2 protein-coding genes are annotated in these 18,106 nt (G+C 69.5%); both read left to right on the plus strand.

Annotation, left to right across the window (positions count from 1 at the left end; all coding sequences use genetic code 11):
* The coding region (locus F3J17_RS35540) for a non-ribosomal peptide synthetase (protein ID WP_167070462.1) at positions 1–1,773 on the plus strand (1,773 nt) is incomplete at its 5' end.
* 38 nt (positions 1,774–1,811) lie between these two features.
* The coding region (locus tag F3J17_RS35545; protein ID WP_167070464.1) for a non-ribosomal peptide synthase/polyketide synthase at positions 1,812–18,106 on the plus strand (16,295 nt) is incomplete at its 3' end.

Here is an 18,106-nt window from a genome sequence, read left to right on the forward strand (position 1 = left end):
GCGCCTGTCGCCGTCGCGCTGCCGCGCTCGCTCGATCTGGCCGTGGCGATGGTCGCCGTGTGGCGCGCGGGCGGCGTCTATCTGCCGCTCGACGTGGCCGCGCCGCCCGCGCGTCTTCGCGCACAGCTTGACGACAGCGGCGCGCGTCATCTGATCGCGGCGACGTTCCCGCAAAGCCTGCAGGACGCGCCCGACGTGATCCGCCTCGATGCCGCCACGGCCGAGAACGCCGCACCGCGCCATTTCCCCGCCGATGCGGCGCACCCGCATCCCGCGCGCCCCGCCTACGTGATCTACACGTCAGGCTCGACCGGCGCGCCGAAGGGCGTGGTGATCGGCCATGGCGCGATGACGGCGTATGTCGAAGCGATCCTCGCGCGCATGCCGAAATCCATCGCCAGCGCGGCCTATGTCTCGACGCCTGCCGCCGATCTCGGCCATACCACGCTGCTGGGCGCGCTGTGGGCCGGGTGGACGCTGCACATGATCGACGACGCGCGCGCCACCGACCCCGAAGCGTTCGCTGCCTACATGGCGCAGCACAAGATCGACGCGCTCAAGATCGTGCCGAGCCATCTCGGCGCGCTGATGCGCGGCGCAGCCGCGCCCGCCGACGCTTTGCCGCGCCGCTGTCTCGTGCTGGGCGGCGAGGCGGCGCAGCGCGGCCTGATCGCGCAGTTGCGCGCGCTGAAAGGCGAGCGCGACGGCTTCACGCTGCTGAACCACTACGGCCCGACCGAAACGACGGTGGGCGTGCTCGCGCATTCAGATGAGTCCACCACGGACGACGACCTGCCGCTGGGCGCGCCGCTCGCGCACGCCAGCGTGCAACTGGTGGACCGCTTCGGCGAGCCGACGCCCGAGGGTTGCGCGGGCGAACTGCTGATCGGCGGCCCGGCGTTGGCGATCGGCTATCTGGGCCGCCCGGCGCAGACCGCCGAACGCTTCGTGCCCGATCCGCACGGCGCACCGGGCGCGCGTGCCTATCGCAGCGGCGACCGCGTGCGCCGCGATGCCGCCGGTGCGTTCACGTTCGCGGGCCGTATCGACGATCAGGTGAAGATTCGCGGCTTCCGCGTCGAGCCTGCCGAAGTGCGCGCGCAACTGCTCACGCACGCGTGGATCGCCGATGCCGCCGTGGTGGTCGAGCGCACGGGCGTGGATGCCGATGCGCGTCTCGTCGCCTGCGTGGTGCTGCATGCCGACATTGCCGACATCCCTGAAGCGCCCTGGCCCGCGCTGCGCGAATGGCTGTCGGCGCGTGTGAGCGCGCATCTGGTGCCCGCCGCGTTCGTGCGCCTCGCGGCTTTGCCGCTCACGCGCAACGGCAAGCTCGACCGCAACGCGCTCGCGCGCATGGCCGCAACGGCGGCCGCCACGATCCGCCGCGCCGCGCCGCATGAGCCGCGCACGCCGATGGAGACGCTGGTGCTCGACGTCTGGCGCGACGTGCTGGCCGCCGATGCAACCGATGCGGACGAAAGCGCGCTCGCGCCGTTTGGCGTGCGCGACGACTTCCTCGAACTGGGCGGTCATTCGTTGCTCGCGGTGCGCATCGCCACGCGGCTCACGGCGCGGCTTGGTCGCAAGGTGGCGCTGGCCGAGGTGCTGCGCCATCGCACGGTCGAGCGTTTTGCCGCCGCGCTCGATGCGTCCAATGCGCCATCCGCACAAGCCGCGTCTTCCGGCGCATCCGTTGATGCCACTGCCGCGCAGGCGCAGCGCGCCGCGCGCGTGGACGCGCTCAACGACCTTTTCGAAACACTCGACTGACGGGCGTGACCCGTCGTATCAGCCACCGGATCCAGAAGATGAACGATATTGCCCAGGACATGCTCGCCGTTTCCCGCCGCTACGCCGAACTCACGGCCGAGCGGCGCGCGGCGTTCCGTCAGCGCTTCGCGGAACGCGGCCATGACCTGTCCGACCTGCCGATCGTGCCGCTGCGCGAGCGCGGCGACCGGCAGCCGCTCTCGCATGCGCAGGAGCGTCTGTGGTTTCTGTGGAAGCTCGACCCGCACGGCGCGGCCTACAACATGGTGGGCGCGCTGCGCCTGAGCGGCGAACTCGATGTCGCGCGCCTGCGCGGCGCGCTCGACGCGCTGGTGGCGCGCCATGCGAGCCTGCGCACGCGCTTCGGCGAGACCGACGGCGTGGCATGGCAACGCACGAGCGCGCCCGGCGAGCCCGCCTATGGCTGGCAGGAAGCTGAAGCCACAAGCGCTCACGCCGAAGCCACTTTGCAGGCGCTCTCGCGCGCGCCGTTCGACCTCGAAAACGGCCCGCTCTTCAAGGTCACGCTGCTGCGCGTGAACGCGCACGAGCACGTCCTGCATCTCGCGCTGCATCACATCGTTTCCGATGGCTGGTCGCAGGCAATCCTGCAACGCGAACTGGGCGCGCTGTATCGCGCGGGACAACGCGCCGAGGCGTCGATCGACGCCGCCACGCTCGACGCGCTCAGCATCGATTACGCCGACTACGCGCTGTGGCAGCGCGAATGGCTCGACGGCGCGGCGCTCGACGCGCAGCTCGACTGGTGGCGCGACACGCTCGGCGACACGCATCCGCTGCTCGAACTGCCGGTGGATCGCGTGCGCCGCGGCCTTGACGCAACGCCAGGCGCGCGCGCGAGCCGCATGCTCGATGCTTCGACGCGTGCGCGCGTGGCGGCGCTCTCGCGCGAACTGGGCGTGACGCTGCACGCCACGCTGCTGGCCGCCTGGGACGCGCTGCTGTACCGCTACACGGGGCAGCGCGATATCCGCATCGGCACGCCTGCGGCCGGGCGCGACCGGCTGGAAACCGAAGGCGTGGTCGGCTTTTTCGTCAACACGCTGGTGATCCGCGCGACGCTGGCGGGCGGCGATACCTTTGGCGCGCTGGTGCAGCAGGTCGCGCAACGCGTGATCGACGCGCAGGCGCATCAGGACGTGCCGTTCGCGCGCATCGTCGATGCCTTGCAGCCGCCGCGCAGCCTCGCGCACACGCCGCTGTTCCAGTCGATGTTCAGCTATGCGCCCGATGCACAGTCGGGCGCGCTGAAGCTGCCGGGCCTGACGCTCGCGGCGCTCGACGCCGATACCGGCGAAGCGAAGTTCGACCTCATGCTGCACGTGGTCGATACCCATGACGCGCTGGAAGCGCAGATCGACTATGCCGCCGATCTCTTCGACGCGCCGACCATCGACGCGCTGCTCGACGATTACGTGGCGCTGCTCGAAGGCGTGCAGGCGCAGACGCGGCTGCGCGATCTGACGCTGCGCGCACGCGTTTCCGTGCATGCCAATGTCGATCGTGCTGGCGATACCTTCGCGAGCGTTGTCGATCTATTCGAGCAACACGCCGCTGCAAATGGTTCGCATACGGCGCTGGTCTGCGAAGGCCAGACGCTGAGCTACGCGCAACTCGATGCTTGGTCGTCGCGCGTGGCCGCCGCGCTCTCGCAGCACGGCGATCTCACCGACCGCCGCGTGGTGCTGTGCGCGCGCCGCTCGCCCGCGCTGGTGGCGGGGCTGCTCGGCATCCTGAAGGCGGGCGGCGCGTATGTGCCGGTCGATCCCGACTATCCCGAGGAACGCGTCGCGGCGATGCTCGCGCGCGCAGGCGCCGCCGCCGTAGTCACCGACGAGGCCTGTCTCGCGCGATTTGGCGAGCGTTTCGGCGCGTTGCCGACGGTGCTGGCCGATACGCTCGAAAGCGCTGCACCCGCGCTGGATAAACCGCGCAAACGCCTCGACCCGCAACAACTCGCGTACGCGATCTTCACCTCGGGCTCGACCGGCGAGCCGAAGCAGGTGGGCGTGCCGCACGGCGCGCTGGCCGCGCATTTGCGCGCGTTCTGCGCATCCTATGCGCTGGACGCAGACGCGCGCATCCTGCAGTTCTCGACGCTGAGTTTCGACGTCGCCACCGAACAATTGCTCGCGCCGCTGGTTGCAGGCGCAACGGTCGTGATGCGCGGCGACGCGATGTGGGACATCGACACGCTCAACGCGGTGCTCGAACGCGAGCGCGTGACGGGCGCGGACCTGCCCACCGCCTACTGGCTGCAATGGCTCAACCAGTTGCCCGCGCAACCGTTCGAGACGCTGCGCTGGATCTCGACGGGCGGCGAAGCGCTGCCGGGCGACGGCTTGCGCCGCTGGCACGCGAGCGCGTTTGCGTCGGTGCGATTCGACAACCAGTATGGGCCGACCGAATCGGTGATCTCGGCGCTGCATCGCACGACCCATGTCGACGATGCGCGCGAGAGCGTCGTTACGCTCGGCCATGCTTACGCGGGCCGCCGCATCGCCGTGCTCGACGAAGACGGCAACGCCGTGCCGCTGGGCGCGCTCGGCGAACTGTGCGTGGGCGGCGAGGCGCTGGCGCGTGGCTATCTCGGTGCGGCGGCGGCAACGGCGGCGCGCTTCGCGCCCGATCCGCAGGGCGCGCCCGGCGCGCGCCTCTATCGCACCGGCGACCTGGTGCGCATGCGCCGCGACGGCCGTATCGATTTCGCAGGCCGTGCGGATCAACAGTTGAAACTGCGCGGTTTTCGCATCGAGCCCGCTGAAGTCGAAGCGGCGCTGCGTGCGCATCCGGGCGTGCGCGAGGCGCTGGTGGCCTTGCGCGGCGAGGGCGCGGGCAAGCGGCTCGTCGGCTATGTGACGGGGCGCGTGGACGAGGCCGCGCTGCGCGCTTCGCTCGAAGCCGCATTGCCCGATTACATGGTGCCGCAGGCCATCGTGCAACTCGACGCGCTGCCGCTCATGGCCAACGGCAAGGTCGATCGCGCCGCGTTGCCGGACCCGGTCGTCACGCTCGCGCGCGTTGAAGCCGCGAATGACGTCGAGCGCGCATTGCTCGCGATCTGGCGCGCGGTGCTGGGCCGCGACGATATCGGCGTAACCGATCATTTCTTCGAGGCGGGCGGCGACTCGATCCTGAGCCTGCAGATCGTCGCGCGTGCGCGTCAGGCGGGGCTGCTGATTGGCGCGCGTCAGGTGTTCGAGCATCCGACCGTGGCGCGGCTGGCGCGCGTAGCGCAGGCCGCCGCGGCGCAGGCAAGGCTTGACGTGACGCGTGAACCGCTGCCGCTCACGCCGATCCAGCAGGCGTTCTTTACGCAGTTCCCGCACGGCGAAAACCACTGGAATCAGGCGGCTTTGCTGCGTGTGGAAGGCGAACTTGACGAAGGCGCGCTGCATGCCGCGCTCGACGCGATTGTGGGCGCGCACGACGCGTTGCGCCTGCGTTTTGCATGGCGCGATGGCGTATGGCAGCAGCAGGTGGGCGATGCGCAGGCGTGTGCGCTGGAAGTGTTCGACTGGCGCGAACATGCCGTTGAGGATGACGCGTGGCAAGCGAAGCTCGAACGCGCAGGCACGCAACTACAGGCATCGCTCGATATCGCGAGCGGGCCGCTCGTGCGCGCCGCGTACTTCCGTCTGCGTGGCGAAGGGCGTTTGCTCGTCGCGATTCACCATCTGGCGGTCGATGGCGTGTCGTGGCGCGTATTGCTGGACGATTTGCAGACGGCGTATGCGCAGGCTAGCGAGGGCCGCGCGATTGCGCTTGCGGCTGGCACGCCGTGGAGCGCCTGGGTGCCGCGCGTGCAGGCCTATGCGCGTGATGCGGCGGTGCGTGCAGAGGCATCGTGGTGGATCGATGCGCTCGGCGAAGCCTCGCTAGCGCCTGATTTTTCTGGTGCGGTAACGGCGCATCACGCTCAAACCCGCACGCTGAACTTCGCGCTCGACGTCGATCGTACGCGCGCGCTGTTGCACGATGCGCCGCACGCGTGGCGCACGAACACCGAAGAAGTGCTGCTCGCGGCTTTCGCGCAGGCGATTAGCTCGGCGTGCGAGACGCGCGGCGTCCTGCTCGCGCTCGAAGGGCATGGCCGCGAGGCGCTGGGTGAGAGCAGCGCCGATGCCGTCGATCTGAGCCGCACGGTCGGCTGGTTCACGACGCGCTGGCCGCTCTGGATCGAGGCTCACGATGGGGCGCGCGCCGCGCTGATCGACGCAAAGGCGCGCCGCCGCGCCGTGCCGCGCAACGGCTTGCATTGGGGCCTGCTCAACTGCTATGGCGATGACGCCACGCAGCTCGCGCTGGGCGCTTTGCCGCAAGCGCGTATCGGTTTCAACTATCTGGGGCAGTTCGATGCGGGCATCGACGGGCGCGGGCCGTTTGGCTTTGCGACGGAGTCGGCAGGGGAATCGATTGCCGCCGATGCGGTGGTGGACGAAGCGCTCTCGGTGGTGGCGCGCGTCGCTAACGGTGTGCTCGACGTGACCTTGCGTTACGTGCCGGAGATCGTCGGCGAGGAGCGGGCGCGCTTGTTGTGCGCGGAGTTCGAGCGCAGGCTCGCGCAATTGGTCGAGCACGCCTCGGAGGCGCAGCCTGAGTTGACGGCGGCGGATTTCCCGTTGAGCGGTTTGCAGCAGGACGCGTTTGAGGCGCTGGGTTTCGATCTGGCGAATCTCGACGATATCTATCCGGCGACGCCTGTTCAGCAAGGTTTGCTCTTCCATAGCGCGCTGGAAAGCGGTAGCGGTTTGTATGTGAACCAGCGTCGCCTGACGTTGCGCGGCGAGCTTGATCGCGCAGCTTTGCGCGGTGCATGGGCGCATGTTGTCGCCACGCACGCCATCCTGCGCACGCAATTCGAAACGCGTCACGGCGGCGACGCGCTGCAGATCGTGCTGCGCGAAGTCGAACTTCCGTATGCGGAGCACGACTGGTCCGCGTTCGATTCGCAGGCATACGAAGCGCAATTGCAGCAATGGATGCGCGACGACCTGCAAAGCGGCTTCGACGTCGAACGCGCGCCGCTGCTACGCATCGCGCTGTTCGCACGCGCCGATGGCGCTCACGATCTGGTCTGGACCGATCACCACGTCCTGCTCGACGGCTGGAGCAGCGCACAACTGATGCGCGAAGTCGCCGATGCCTATGAAGCCTTGCGCGCGCAACGCGAGCCACAACGTCTTGCGCCGCCGTATCGCGATTACGTGCAGTGGCGTTTGCAGCAGGACGAAGGCGAGGCATGGTGGCGCGAGCAGGGCGCGCGTATCGATGAACCGTCTACCTTGCTTGAAGCACTTGGCCTGAACACGGGCCGCGCGCTGGAATCTAGCGATGCCGACGAAGCCCCGCTCGAATTCCGTCTGGATCCCGAACTCAGCGATGCATTGCGCGAAACCGCGCGCCGTCATCGCGTGACGCTGAACACGGTGCTGCAAGGCGCGTGGGCGCTGCTGCTCGCGCGCTACGGCAACCGCTCGCAGGCCGCATTCGGCGTGACGGTATCGGGACGACCGGCGCATCTGCCGCAGGTCGAAAACATGCTGGGGCTGTTCATCAACAGCCTGCCGGTGTGGATCGACGTGCCTGGCGAAACAAAGCTGTCGGCATGGCTCGAAGCGCTCCAGCAGCACAACGGCGCGCTGCGCCAGTACGAACACACGCCGCTGTCGCGCATCCAGCAGTGGACATCACGCAGCGGCGACGGCCTGTTCGACACGCTGCTCGTGTTCGAAAACTATCCCGTCGATGCCGCGTTGCGTCACGGCGCGCACGGCATCGCCATCGAGCAGACGGCGGCATTCGAGCGCACGCACGTTCCGCTCACGCTGGCGATCCTGCCGGATGCGCGCATCGGCGTGCGCTGGTCCGCCGATCCTGCGCGTTTCGAGCGTGCCACGCTGGAGCGGTTGCACGCGCACTTCGGCAAACTGCTCGCGCATCTTTGCGCGCAGGACGATTGCCTGCTGCGTGATCTGGCGTTGCCTTCGACGCAGGCGTTCGAAGCCGCGCCCGAAAAGCAGTTCGCGTTCGAATCCGTGGTCGCGCGTATTGCCGCGCAAACTGAGACGCATCCCGACGCCATCGCCATCAGCGACGGCGACAAGACCTACACCTACGCCGCGCTGGAGCGCTGGTCGAACCGCATCGCGCATCGTCTGCGCGCAGCGGGCGTGCGCGCCGACGAATGCGTGGGCCTGTGCATCGAGCGCTCGGCGGCGCTGGTCGCGGGCGTGCTCGGCATCCTCAAGGCGGCCGCGGCCTATGTGCCGCTGGACCCGACTTATCCGCGCGAGCGTCTTGCGTACATGCTCGAACACTCGCGCGTGCGCCGCGTGGTCGCCGATGCCGCGAGCGCGCAGCAATGGGCCGATCTGATCGGCGAATGCGAGCTTTTGCTCGCCGGCGATCTGGAGCACGCGAGCGCGTCTGCGCACGACCTCGCGCCGCCGCTTGCGCTGCATCCGGAGCAGCTGGCCTATGTGATCTACACGTCCGGCTCGACGGGCCGCCCCAAGGGCGTGGCGATCACGCACGCGAACGCCGCGCGCCTCTTCGCCGCCACCGACGCGTGGTACGGCTTCGGCGAGCACGACGTCTGGCCGCTTTTCCATGCCTATGCGTTCGACGTGTCGGTGTGGGAGCTGTTCGGCTGTCTGGGCCACGGCGGGCGGCTCGTGATCGTGCCGTACTGGACCGCGCGCGATCCGGCGGCCTGTCACCGGCTGCTGGCCGCCGAAGGCGTCACCGTGCTGAACCAGACGCCTTCCGCCTTCATGCCGCTGATGCACGTCGATCTCGATAGCGCCGCGCCGCTGCGCACGCTGCACACGGTCATCTTCGCCGGCGAAAAACTCGAACCCGCGAGCCTGCATGCGTGGCTCGCGCGCGCGGGCGATGCGGCGCCGCGCGTCGTCAATATGTATGGCATCACCGAGACCACGGTGCATGCGAGCTATCGTCCGCTCACGCTCGCCGACACGAGCGGCGACGCGCCGCGCAGCGTGATTGGCGTGCCGATTCCCGATCTCTCGCTGCCGATTCTGGACGACGATCTGCGCCCGGTGGCCGAAGGCGCAGCGGGCGAGCTGCACGTAGGCGGCGCGGGTCTCGCGCGCGGCTATCTGCATGCGCCGGGACTCACCGCTGCGCGCTTCGTGCCCGATCCGTCCGGATTGCCAGGCAGTCGCATGTACAAGTCGGGCGATCTGGCGCGGCGTCTGCCGGGCGGCGAGCCCGAATACATCGGCCGCAACGACTTCCAGGTCAAGGTGCGCGGTTACCGCATCGAACTGGGCGAGATCGAGGCGGCGCTGCTGGGTGCGCCGCGCGTGCGCGAAGCCGCCGTGCTGGCGCGGCCCGATGCGAGCGGCACGATGAGCCTGGTCGCCTATGTGGTGGCGCGCAGCGCGACCGATGATGCCGATCATGCCGATGCCGCCGACCTCAAGCGCTGGCTCGATACGCGCCTGCCGCCGCATATGGTGCCGTCGACGTTTATCGCGCTCGATGCGCTGCCGCTGACCTCGAATGGCAAGCTCGACCGCCGCGCGCTGCCGCAGCCGCAATGGCAGGGCGCAACGGCTGCCCACGTCGAACCGCTGGGCGACGACGAACGCGCCATCGCGCAGATCTGGCAGGACGTGCTGGAAGTGCCGCGCGTGGGCCGCGACGATCACTTCTTCCTGCTCGGCGGCCATTCGCTGCTGGCGATGCGCGCGGTGGCCCGCACGCGCGAGGCGCTGGGCCGTGCGGTGGCGTTGCCGACGCTGTTCACGCAGCCTGTGTTGAAGGATTTCGCGGCGGCGCTTGGGGTGTCTGCATCGCTCGCGGCTGCCGCAGCACACGCTAACGCCGAATCGACACCGATCGCGCGCCGTCCCGCCGATCTCGCGCGCGTGCCGCTCACGCCCGCACAGCAGCGTTTGTGGTTCCTCTGGAAGCTCGATCCTGCGAGCGCCGCGTACACCATCAACGGTGCGGTGAAGCTGGAGGGCGCGTTCGATCTGGATGCGGCAAGCCGTGCGCTCGACGCGCTGGTGGCGCGTCACGAAAGCCTGCGCATGCGCATCGAGGAAGTGGATGGTGTCGCGCTGCAAGGCTTCGACGCGCCGCACGCCTGGCAAATCGTCGATCTGGAAGGCGCAAGCGATGCTGCCTGCCTGGAAAAAATCGCCGCGCTGGGCGCGCAGCCCTTCGATCTGCTGCGCGGCCCGGTGCTGCGCGTGAGCGTGCTGCGTCTGGCGGCACAGCGTCATGTGCTGCATTTTTCGATGCATCACATCGTTTCGGATCGCTGGTCGCAGGACATCGTACTGGCGGATTTCGCCGCCCTGTATTCGGCGATTCACGCGCAGAAGCACGGTGCAGAAGGTCACGAAGAAGCAGAAACCCTCGCGCCGCTCGCGCTCGCCTTCGGCGATTACGCGCACTGGCATGCGCAGCACACCGACGCCGCCGCGCTCGCCCGTCAGCTCGACTACTGGCGCGCTGCGCTCGGCGACGATCATCCGGTGCTCGAATTGCCGTTCGACCGCGCGCGCAACGAAGCGCGCGGCGGCGCGGGCGCGGTCTGGCGCGTCGAGGCCGATGCCGCGCTGAATGTGCGCGTCGCGGCGCTCGCCGCGCGTCATGGCGCGACGCCGTTCATGGTGCTGCTCGCCGCGTGGCACGTGCTGCTGCAACGCTATAGCGGCCAGCACGATATCCGAGTGGGCGTTCCGGTGGCCGGGCGCGAGCGCGGCGACACGCACGCGCTGGTCGGCTGCTTTGTCAACACGCTGGTGATCCGTGCGCAGTTGCGCGGCTGCGAGCGCTTCGCCGAGGTGCTCGACGCGGTGCGCGCGAAGGTGATCGACGCGCAGGCGCATCAGGATGTGCCGTTCGCGCAGGTGGTGGACGCGCTGCATCCGCAACGCAGCCTGCGCCACACGCCGCTGTTCCAGGCAATGTTCAACTACGCAAAAAGCGGACGCGGCGCGCCCAGCTTGCCGGGCGTGACGCTCGCCAACGTCGGAGCTGCCGAGACGACCGCGCGTTTCGACCTCACGCTCAACGCCAACGAGGATCCCGACGCGCTCGCGCTGTCGTTCAACTACGCGACCGACGTGTTCGACGAAGCCACCATCGCGCGGCTTGCGGCCCATTACGTCGAACTGCTCGACCAGGTGCTGGCCGACGGGCGCCTGCGCATCGGCGATATCGCGCTGGCGAGCGCAACGTCCACGCGCGCCGCACCGCAGGCGCGCACCTTCACGCCGCCATTCGCCGCCATTGACCGACAGGCGCACACGCAGCCCGAGGCCGTGGCGATCACCTGCGAAGGCGCGCATCTGCGTTATGGCGAATTGCGCTCGCGTTCGGACCGCGTGGCGGCGTTGCTGCGCGCCACGGCTGCAAACGGCGATCTGCGCGAGGCCCGCGTGGGACTGTGCGTGGCGCGCTCGCCCGCGCTGGCCGTGGGTCTGATCGGCATCATGAAATCGGGCGCGGCCTTTGTGCCGCTCGATCCCGCTTATCCGGCGGAGCGCCTGGCCTACATGCTTGCCGATGCAGGCGTGCGCCGCGTGGTGGCCGATCCGGCAAGCGCCGCGCAACTGCGCGAGGTGCTGCAAGGCTGCGAACTGGTGCTGCTCGACGCGCTCGGCGAACCTGTCGAATCGGCCGACGTTGCCGAAGTCGTTCACGACACGCCGGTTCCGTTGCTTGCCGAGCAATTGGCCTACGCGATCTACACCTCGGGTTCGACGGGCAAGCCCAAGGGCGTGGCCATCTCGCACGCGGCACTGGCCGAGCATCTGGCCGATTTCATCGAAACCTACGGTATTTCAGCGGCCGACACGCAACTGCAATCGTCGACGATCAATTTCGACGTCGCGCTGCATGAGTTGCTGCCTTCGCTGATGCAGGGCGGACGCGTGGTGATGCGCGGCCCGGACATGTGGGATCTGGCCAGCATGAGCCGCGCGCTCGTTGACGAGCAGGTGAGTTTTGCGCGCATTCCCACCGCTTACTGGCAGCAATGGCTGCGCACGCCGCCCGCACGCGCGGATCTCGCGCGGCTGCGGCAGATCACCGTCGGCGGCGAGGCGCTGCCGGGCGATGCGCTGGCGCAGTGGCGCGGCGGCCCGCTCGCCGACGTTGCGCTCGACAATCTCTACGGGCCGACCGAAACGACGGTGGCCTGTCTGCATCGCAGCACGACCGATGCCGATGCGCACGTCGCCGTGGTGTCGATCGGCGAGCCGTATCCGTCGCGCACCGCACGCGTGATCGACGACGCGGGCAACGACGTGCCTGCGGCGGGGCTGGGCGAACTGTGCATTGGCGGGCTGACGATGGCGCGCGGCTATCTGGGCCGTCCCGGTTTGACCGCCGAGCGCTTCGTGCCCGATCCGCAAGGCACGCCGGGCGCGCGCATGTACCGCTCCGGCGATCTGTGCCGCGCGCGCGCCGATGGCCGGATCGACTTCCTGGGCCGTCTGGACAGCCAGGTCAAGCTGCGCGGCTTCCGCATCGAACCGGGCGAAATCGAAGCGGCCGTGCGCGAGCAGGCGGGCGTGCGCGACGCCGTGGTCGAATTGCGCGGCGAGGGCGCGCACAAGCGGCTCGTGTGCTATTTCAGCGGCGATGCGGCCGTGGTGACGGTGCCCGCATTGCGCGTCGCGCTGGCCGCGCGCCTGCCCGAGCATATGGTGCCGGGCGCGTTCGTGCTGCTCGACGCGCTGCCGCTCATGCAGAACGGCAAAGTGGACCGCCGTGCGCTGCCCGATCCCGACGATTCGGCGCTCGCCGCGCACGACGGTCAGGCCAGCGCGCCGCCCACCAACGAGCGCGAGGCCGCGCTGCTGGCGATCTGGCAACGCGTGCTGGGCCGCGAGGCGATTGGCGTGCATGACAACTTCTTCGAAGTCGGCGGCGATTCGATCCTGAGTCTGCAGATCGTCGCGCGCGCGGGCCAGGCGGGCTGGCGCATCACGCCGCGCCAGTTGTTCGAGCAGCCCACGGTGGCGCGTCTCGCGGCGCTGGCGGTCGCGATGGGCGAAGGCGCCGACGATGCGCAAGCGCTCGCAGAGCGTCATACGCCGCTGCCGCTCACGCCGATCCAGGCTGACTTTTTCGCGCGCTATCCGCACGGCGAATCGCACTGGAATCAGGGCGCGCTGCTGAGCGTCGAAGGGACGCTCGACGAGACCGCGCTCGAAGCGGCGGTGCGCGCGCTGATCGCGCGTCACGACGCCTTGCGCGTGCGCTTTTTTGTCGATGATGAAGGCGTGTGGCGTCAGCGCGTGCTACCGGCCGCCGAAGTGTTCGCGGACGATCGCGTTTGCGTCGAATGCCTCGATCTGCGTGGCGAAGCCGATTGGCGCGCGGCGCTCGAACGCGAAGGCGAGCGCCTGCATCGCAGCCTCGATCTGCGCGCGGGCCCGCTGATGCGCGCGGCCTGGCTGCGCACGGGCGAGCACGAGGGCCGCTTGTTCGTGGTGATCCATCACGCCGTGGTGGATGGCGTGTCGTGGCGCGTGCTGCTCGATGAATTCGAGTCGCTTTACGCCGCTGCCGAACGCGGCGATGTGGCCGACGCGGCGCTTGCCGCGCCGCTGCCGTGGAGCGTCTGGGTCGAACGCACGGCACAGTATGCGCGCGATCTGCCCGCGCAGGCCGAAGCCGCGAAATGGCAGGCGGCACTGACGGGCGCGAGCGCGTCGCTGCCGCTGGCACGCGATGCCGCGCACGCCGACACCACGCTGGCCGCAAGCCGCCTGCACACGCTGCGCCTGGACCGCACGCTTACGCAGTCCTTGCTGCGCGAACCCGCCCGCGCCTACCGCATGGGCGTGGACGATGTGCTGCTGGCCGCGCTCGCGCGCACGGTGGCGCAATGGAGCGGCGCGGCGGGCGCGCTGATCGCGCTCGAAGGCCACGGCCGCGAGGAGATCGACGCGCAACTCGATCTGAGCCGCACGATCGGCTGGTTCACGACGCGTTTCCCGGTCTGGATCGACGCGCCGTTTGCCAATGATACGGATGCCGAAGCATCGAGCGCGCACGCCGCGCAAGCATTGCGCGCGGCGAAAGCGCGCCTGCGCGCCATCGAACACAAGGGTCTGCACTGGGGCATGCTCGCGCATGGCGCAGCGGACGCAGGCGTGCGCGAGGCGCTGGCCGCGTTGCCCGTGCCGCGCATCGGCTTCAACTATCTGGGGCAGACCGATCAGGTGCTCGAACGCGCGGGTCGCTTTGGCTTTGCGAGCGAATCGACCGGCGCGCCGATGGCCGCCACGTCGCGCCTCAAATACGCGCTCGATCTGAACGGCGCGGTGGAGGACGGTGCGCTCGAAATCGGCTGGCGCTATAGCCCGGATCTGATCGACGCCGCTACCGTCGCGGCGCTCGCGCAATCGTTCGAAGCGGCCGTGCGCACGCTGGTGGCGCATTGCGAGCGCGCGCCGTCCGGCGCGACCGCCGAGGATTTCCCGCTCGCGGGTCTCGACGCGGCGCAACTGGATGCGCTCGCGCTGCCGCTCGGCGAAATCGAGGACATTTACCCGGCCACGCCGCTGCAGCAGGGCTTGCTGTTCCATAGCCTGCTGCAGACGGGCGGCGGCGTGTACATGAACCAGAAGCGCCTCACGCTGCGCGGCAATCTGAATCGCGATGCGCTGGCGGCCGCATGGCGCGCGGCGATCGAGCGGCACGCGATCCTGCGTACGCATTTCGAATGGCGTCATGGCGGCGAGGCGCTGCAGGTCGTGCACCGGCGCGCTGAAATGCCGGTTGCGCTGCACGACTGGCGCGGGCTCGATCACGACGCGTACGAAAGCGCGCTCGCGCAGTGGCGCGCTGACGATCTGGCGACGCCGTTCGACTTGCGCCGCGCGCCGCTGATGCGCCTGAACCTGTTCGCTCGCGCCGATGGTGCGCACGATCTGGTCTGGACCGACCATCACGCGCTGCTCGACGGCTGGAGCGCGGCGCAGTTGATGGGCGAGGTGATCCACGCCTATCGCCGCGAGATCGGCGAGACGGTGGCGGCGCTGCCCGCCGCGACGCCGTATCGCGATTACGTGCGCTGGCGCGCGAGCCAGCCTGCCGCGCAGGCGTGGTGGCAGCCGCAGCTGGACGGTCTCGACGAGGTGGCGCTGTTGATGCCGTCGTTGCGCAAGGACGCGGCGGCCGCGCCGGGCGAAAGCGGCGTGCTGCGGCGCGCGCAGCCCCTGGGCGCGAGCTTGAGCGAGGCCTTGCGTGCGGCAGCGGCGCGCCATCGCGTGACGCTCAACACGATGATGCAGGCCGCGTGGGCCGCGTTGATCGCGCGCCACGCGAACCGCTCGCGGGTGGTGTTCGGCGTGACGGTGTCGGGTCGGCCGCCGGAGCTGGCGGGCATCGACGGCATGCTGGGCCTGTTCATCAACAGCCTGCCGGTGTGGGCGGAGTTGCGCGCGGGCGAGGCGCTCGACGCGTGGCTCGCGCGCCTGCAGCAGCACAACGCCGAATTGCGTCAGCACGAGCACACGCCGCTGCGCGACGTGCAGCGCTGGGCCGCGCGCGGCAACGATGCCGGCGCGCTGTTCGACACGCTCGTCGTGTTCGAAAACTATCCGATCGATGCGGGCCTGCGCGAAGGCGATGCGGGTCTGGAAGTGAGCGCGTCCGAGACGCTGGAGCGCACGCATTACGCGCTCACGCTCGCGGTGTCGCCGGGCGACGTGCTGGCGATCAACTGGAGCGCCGATGCCGCGCAACTCGACGCCACGACGCTCGATCGTCTGGCCGCGCAGTACGTGGGGCTGCTCGCGCAACTGGCCGATCCGGCTACGCAGCGTGTCGGCGATTTGCGCGTGGCGCGTGCTGTGGATGTTGCGCAGATTGCGCCTGTCGAGCCTGCGCCGCGCGAGCATGCGTTTCGCCCGCTGATCGAGCGTTTTGCCGCGCAAGCGGCGCAGCGGCCCGATGCGCTCGCCGTGGTCGCCGACGATGCCTCGCTCAGCTACGCGCAGCTCGACGCCTGGTCGGATCGCGTAGCTGCGCATCTGCTGGCGCAGGGCGTGACGCGCGAGACCCGCATCGGCGTGGCGTTCGAGCGCTCGGCGGCGCTGATTGCGGCGCTCGTCGGCGTGCTGAAGGCGGGTGCGGCCTATGTGCCGCTCGATCCGGCGTACCCGGGCGAGCGTCTCGCGTATCTGCTCGACGATGCGTGCATCGCCTGCGTGCTGGCCGATGCGGCGGGCGCAGACGCGCTCGCGCCCTTGCAGGCATCGAGAACGTTCGTCGTGCACGATGCGGGCGCCGTGGATGCGTTGCCGCCCGCTGATCCCACGTGGCGCGCACGTCAGCCGCGTACCTTGCCCGAACAGCTAGCCTACGTGATCTACACCTCGGGATCGACGGGCCAGCCCAAGGGCGTGGGCATTTCGCAGCGCAGTGCGGCGCGCCTGTTCGACGCCTGTGGCGAGACCTTCGCGTTCGGCCCCGACGATGTCTGGTCGATGTGCCACTCCTATGCGTTCGACTTTTCGGTGTGGGAAATCTTCGGTGCGCTCAGCCACGGTGCGCGCCTGGCGGTTGCGCCTGCAACGCTTGCGCGCGATATCGAGGCGTTGCATGGCTGGCTCGGTGCGCAGGGCGTGAGCGTGCTGAACCAGACGCCTTCGGCTTTCGCGCCGCTGATGCGCGTGGACGAAGCGCGCGCCGATGGTCTCGCGCGCCTGCGCGTGGTGATTTTTGGCGGCGAAAAACTGGAGCCGCGCGCACTCGCGGGCTGGGCGGCGGCGCGGCGCGCACGTTCGGCGCTGGGCGAGCGACCCGCGCTGGTCAATATGTACGGCATCACCGAAACGACGGTGCACGTCACGTTGCGCGTGCTCGCGGATGCCGATCTGGCAAGCCAGCATGGCCATGCGCCGCGCAGCGTGATTGGCGCGCCGCTCGACGATCTGGGCCTGCATGTGCTCGACGCCGATCTGCATGCCGTGCCCGAAGGCGCGGCGGGCGAATTGTGCGTGAGCGGCGCGGGTCTCGCGCGTGGCTATCTGGGGCGCCCGGCGCTCACGGCGGAGCGCTTCGTGCCCGATCCGTTCGGCGCGCCGGGCGGGCGGTTGTATCGCTCGGGCGACCTCGCGATCCATGACGCGGACGGCGAGATCGACTACGTTGGCCGCAACGATTTCCAGGTGAAGATTCGCGGCCATCGGATCGAGACCGGCGAAATTCGCGCGTGTCTGCTCGCGCATGAAGCGGTGCGCGACGCCGCCGTGCTGGCGGTTGCGGGCACCGACGGCGCGCAGCGGCTGGCGGCGTGGGTGGTGTTCGACGGCGCGGATGCGGTGCAGGACGACTGGCGCGCAACGTTGCGTGCGCATCTGAATGCGGCGTTGCCCGCGTACATGGTGCCCGCGAGCTTTGCGCGCGTCGCGGACTTGCCGCTGACGTCGAACGGCAAGCTCGACCGCGCGGCCTTGCTGCGCGCGGAGATCGCCGCAGAGCAAGACGGCGCGGCGGACGAAATCACGCAGACCGCGCCGCACACGCCGACGCAACAGCGCCTCGCGGAGATCTGGCAACGCGTGCTGGGCGTGGAAGCGATCGGCCTGCGTTCGCACTTCTTCGAACTGGGCGGCGATTCACTCTCGACGCTGCGCGTGGCGGAACTCGCGCGTGCGGCGGGCTTCGAGGATGTGGCGATCGGCACGCTGTTCACGCATCCCGTGCTGGAGGATCTGGCGGCGGCGCTCGATGCATCGACGGCGGCATCGGCGGAAGCGGCGTTCCCGCGCAACTTCGTGCGCCTCAACAAGGCGGGCGCGGCGCCGCGCAAGCTGTTCGCGATCCATCCGGGTTACGGGCTGGTGGCGGGCTATCGCGCGCTCGCGCAAACGCTGGCGGGCGAAGCCGAAGTGATCGGCATCGAGTATCCCGCTTATGCCGATGCTGCCTGGCGCTTTGGCGGTCTCGCCGCGCTCGCCAGTGACTATCGCGACGCGATTCGCGCGGTGCAGCCAGCCGGGCCGTATGCGCTGCTGGGCTGGTCGTTCGGCGGCATGCTCGCGGTGGAAACCGCGCGCCTGCTGGAGGCGGATGGCGAGACGGTGGCGTTCGTCGGTCTGCTCGACAGCTCGATTCATGCGGAGGTGTCCGCGTCGTCACCGCAGCCGACGGTCTGGCGCGAAGCGGCCGATCCGCAGGAGCTTGCTGCGCTGGCTGCGTGCGTGCCCGACTGGCTCGCGCAAACCGGCGACGATGCCGCGCGCGGGGAGAGCGCGGCGCTACTGGAAGTGGCAGCGCTGGCCCAGGCCAACGCGGCGCTCGCCTT

The organism is Burkholderia sp. Ax-1719 (assembly GCF_011753055.1).
In the GTDB taxonomy this organism is placed as follows: domain Bacteria; phylum Pseudomonadota; class Gammaproteobacteria; order Burkholderiales; family Burkholderiaceae; genus Paraburkholderia.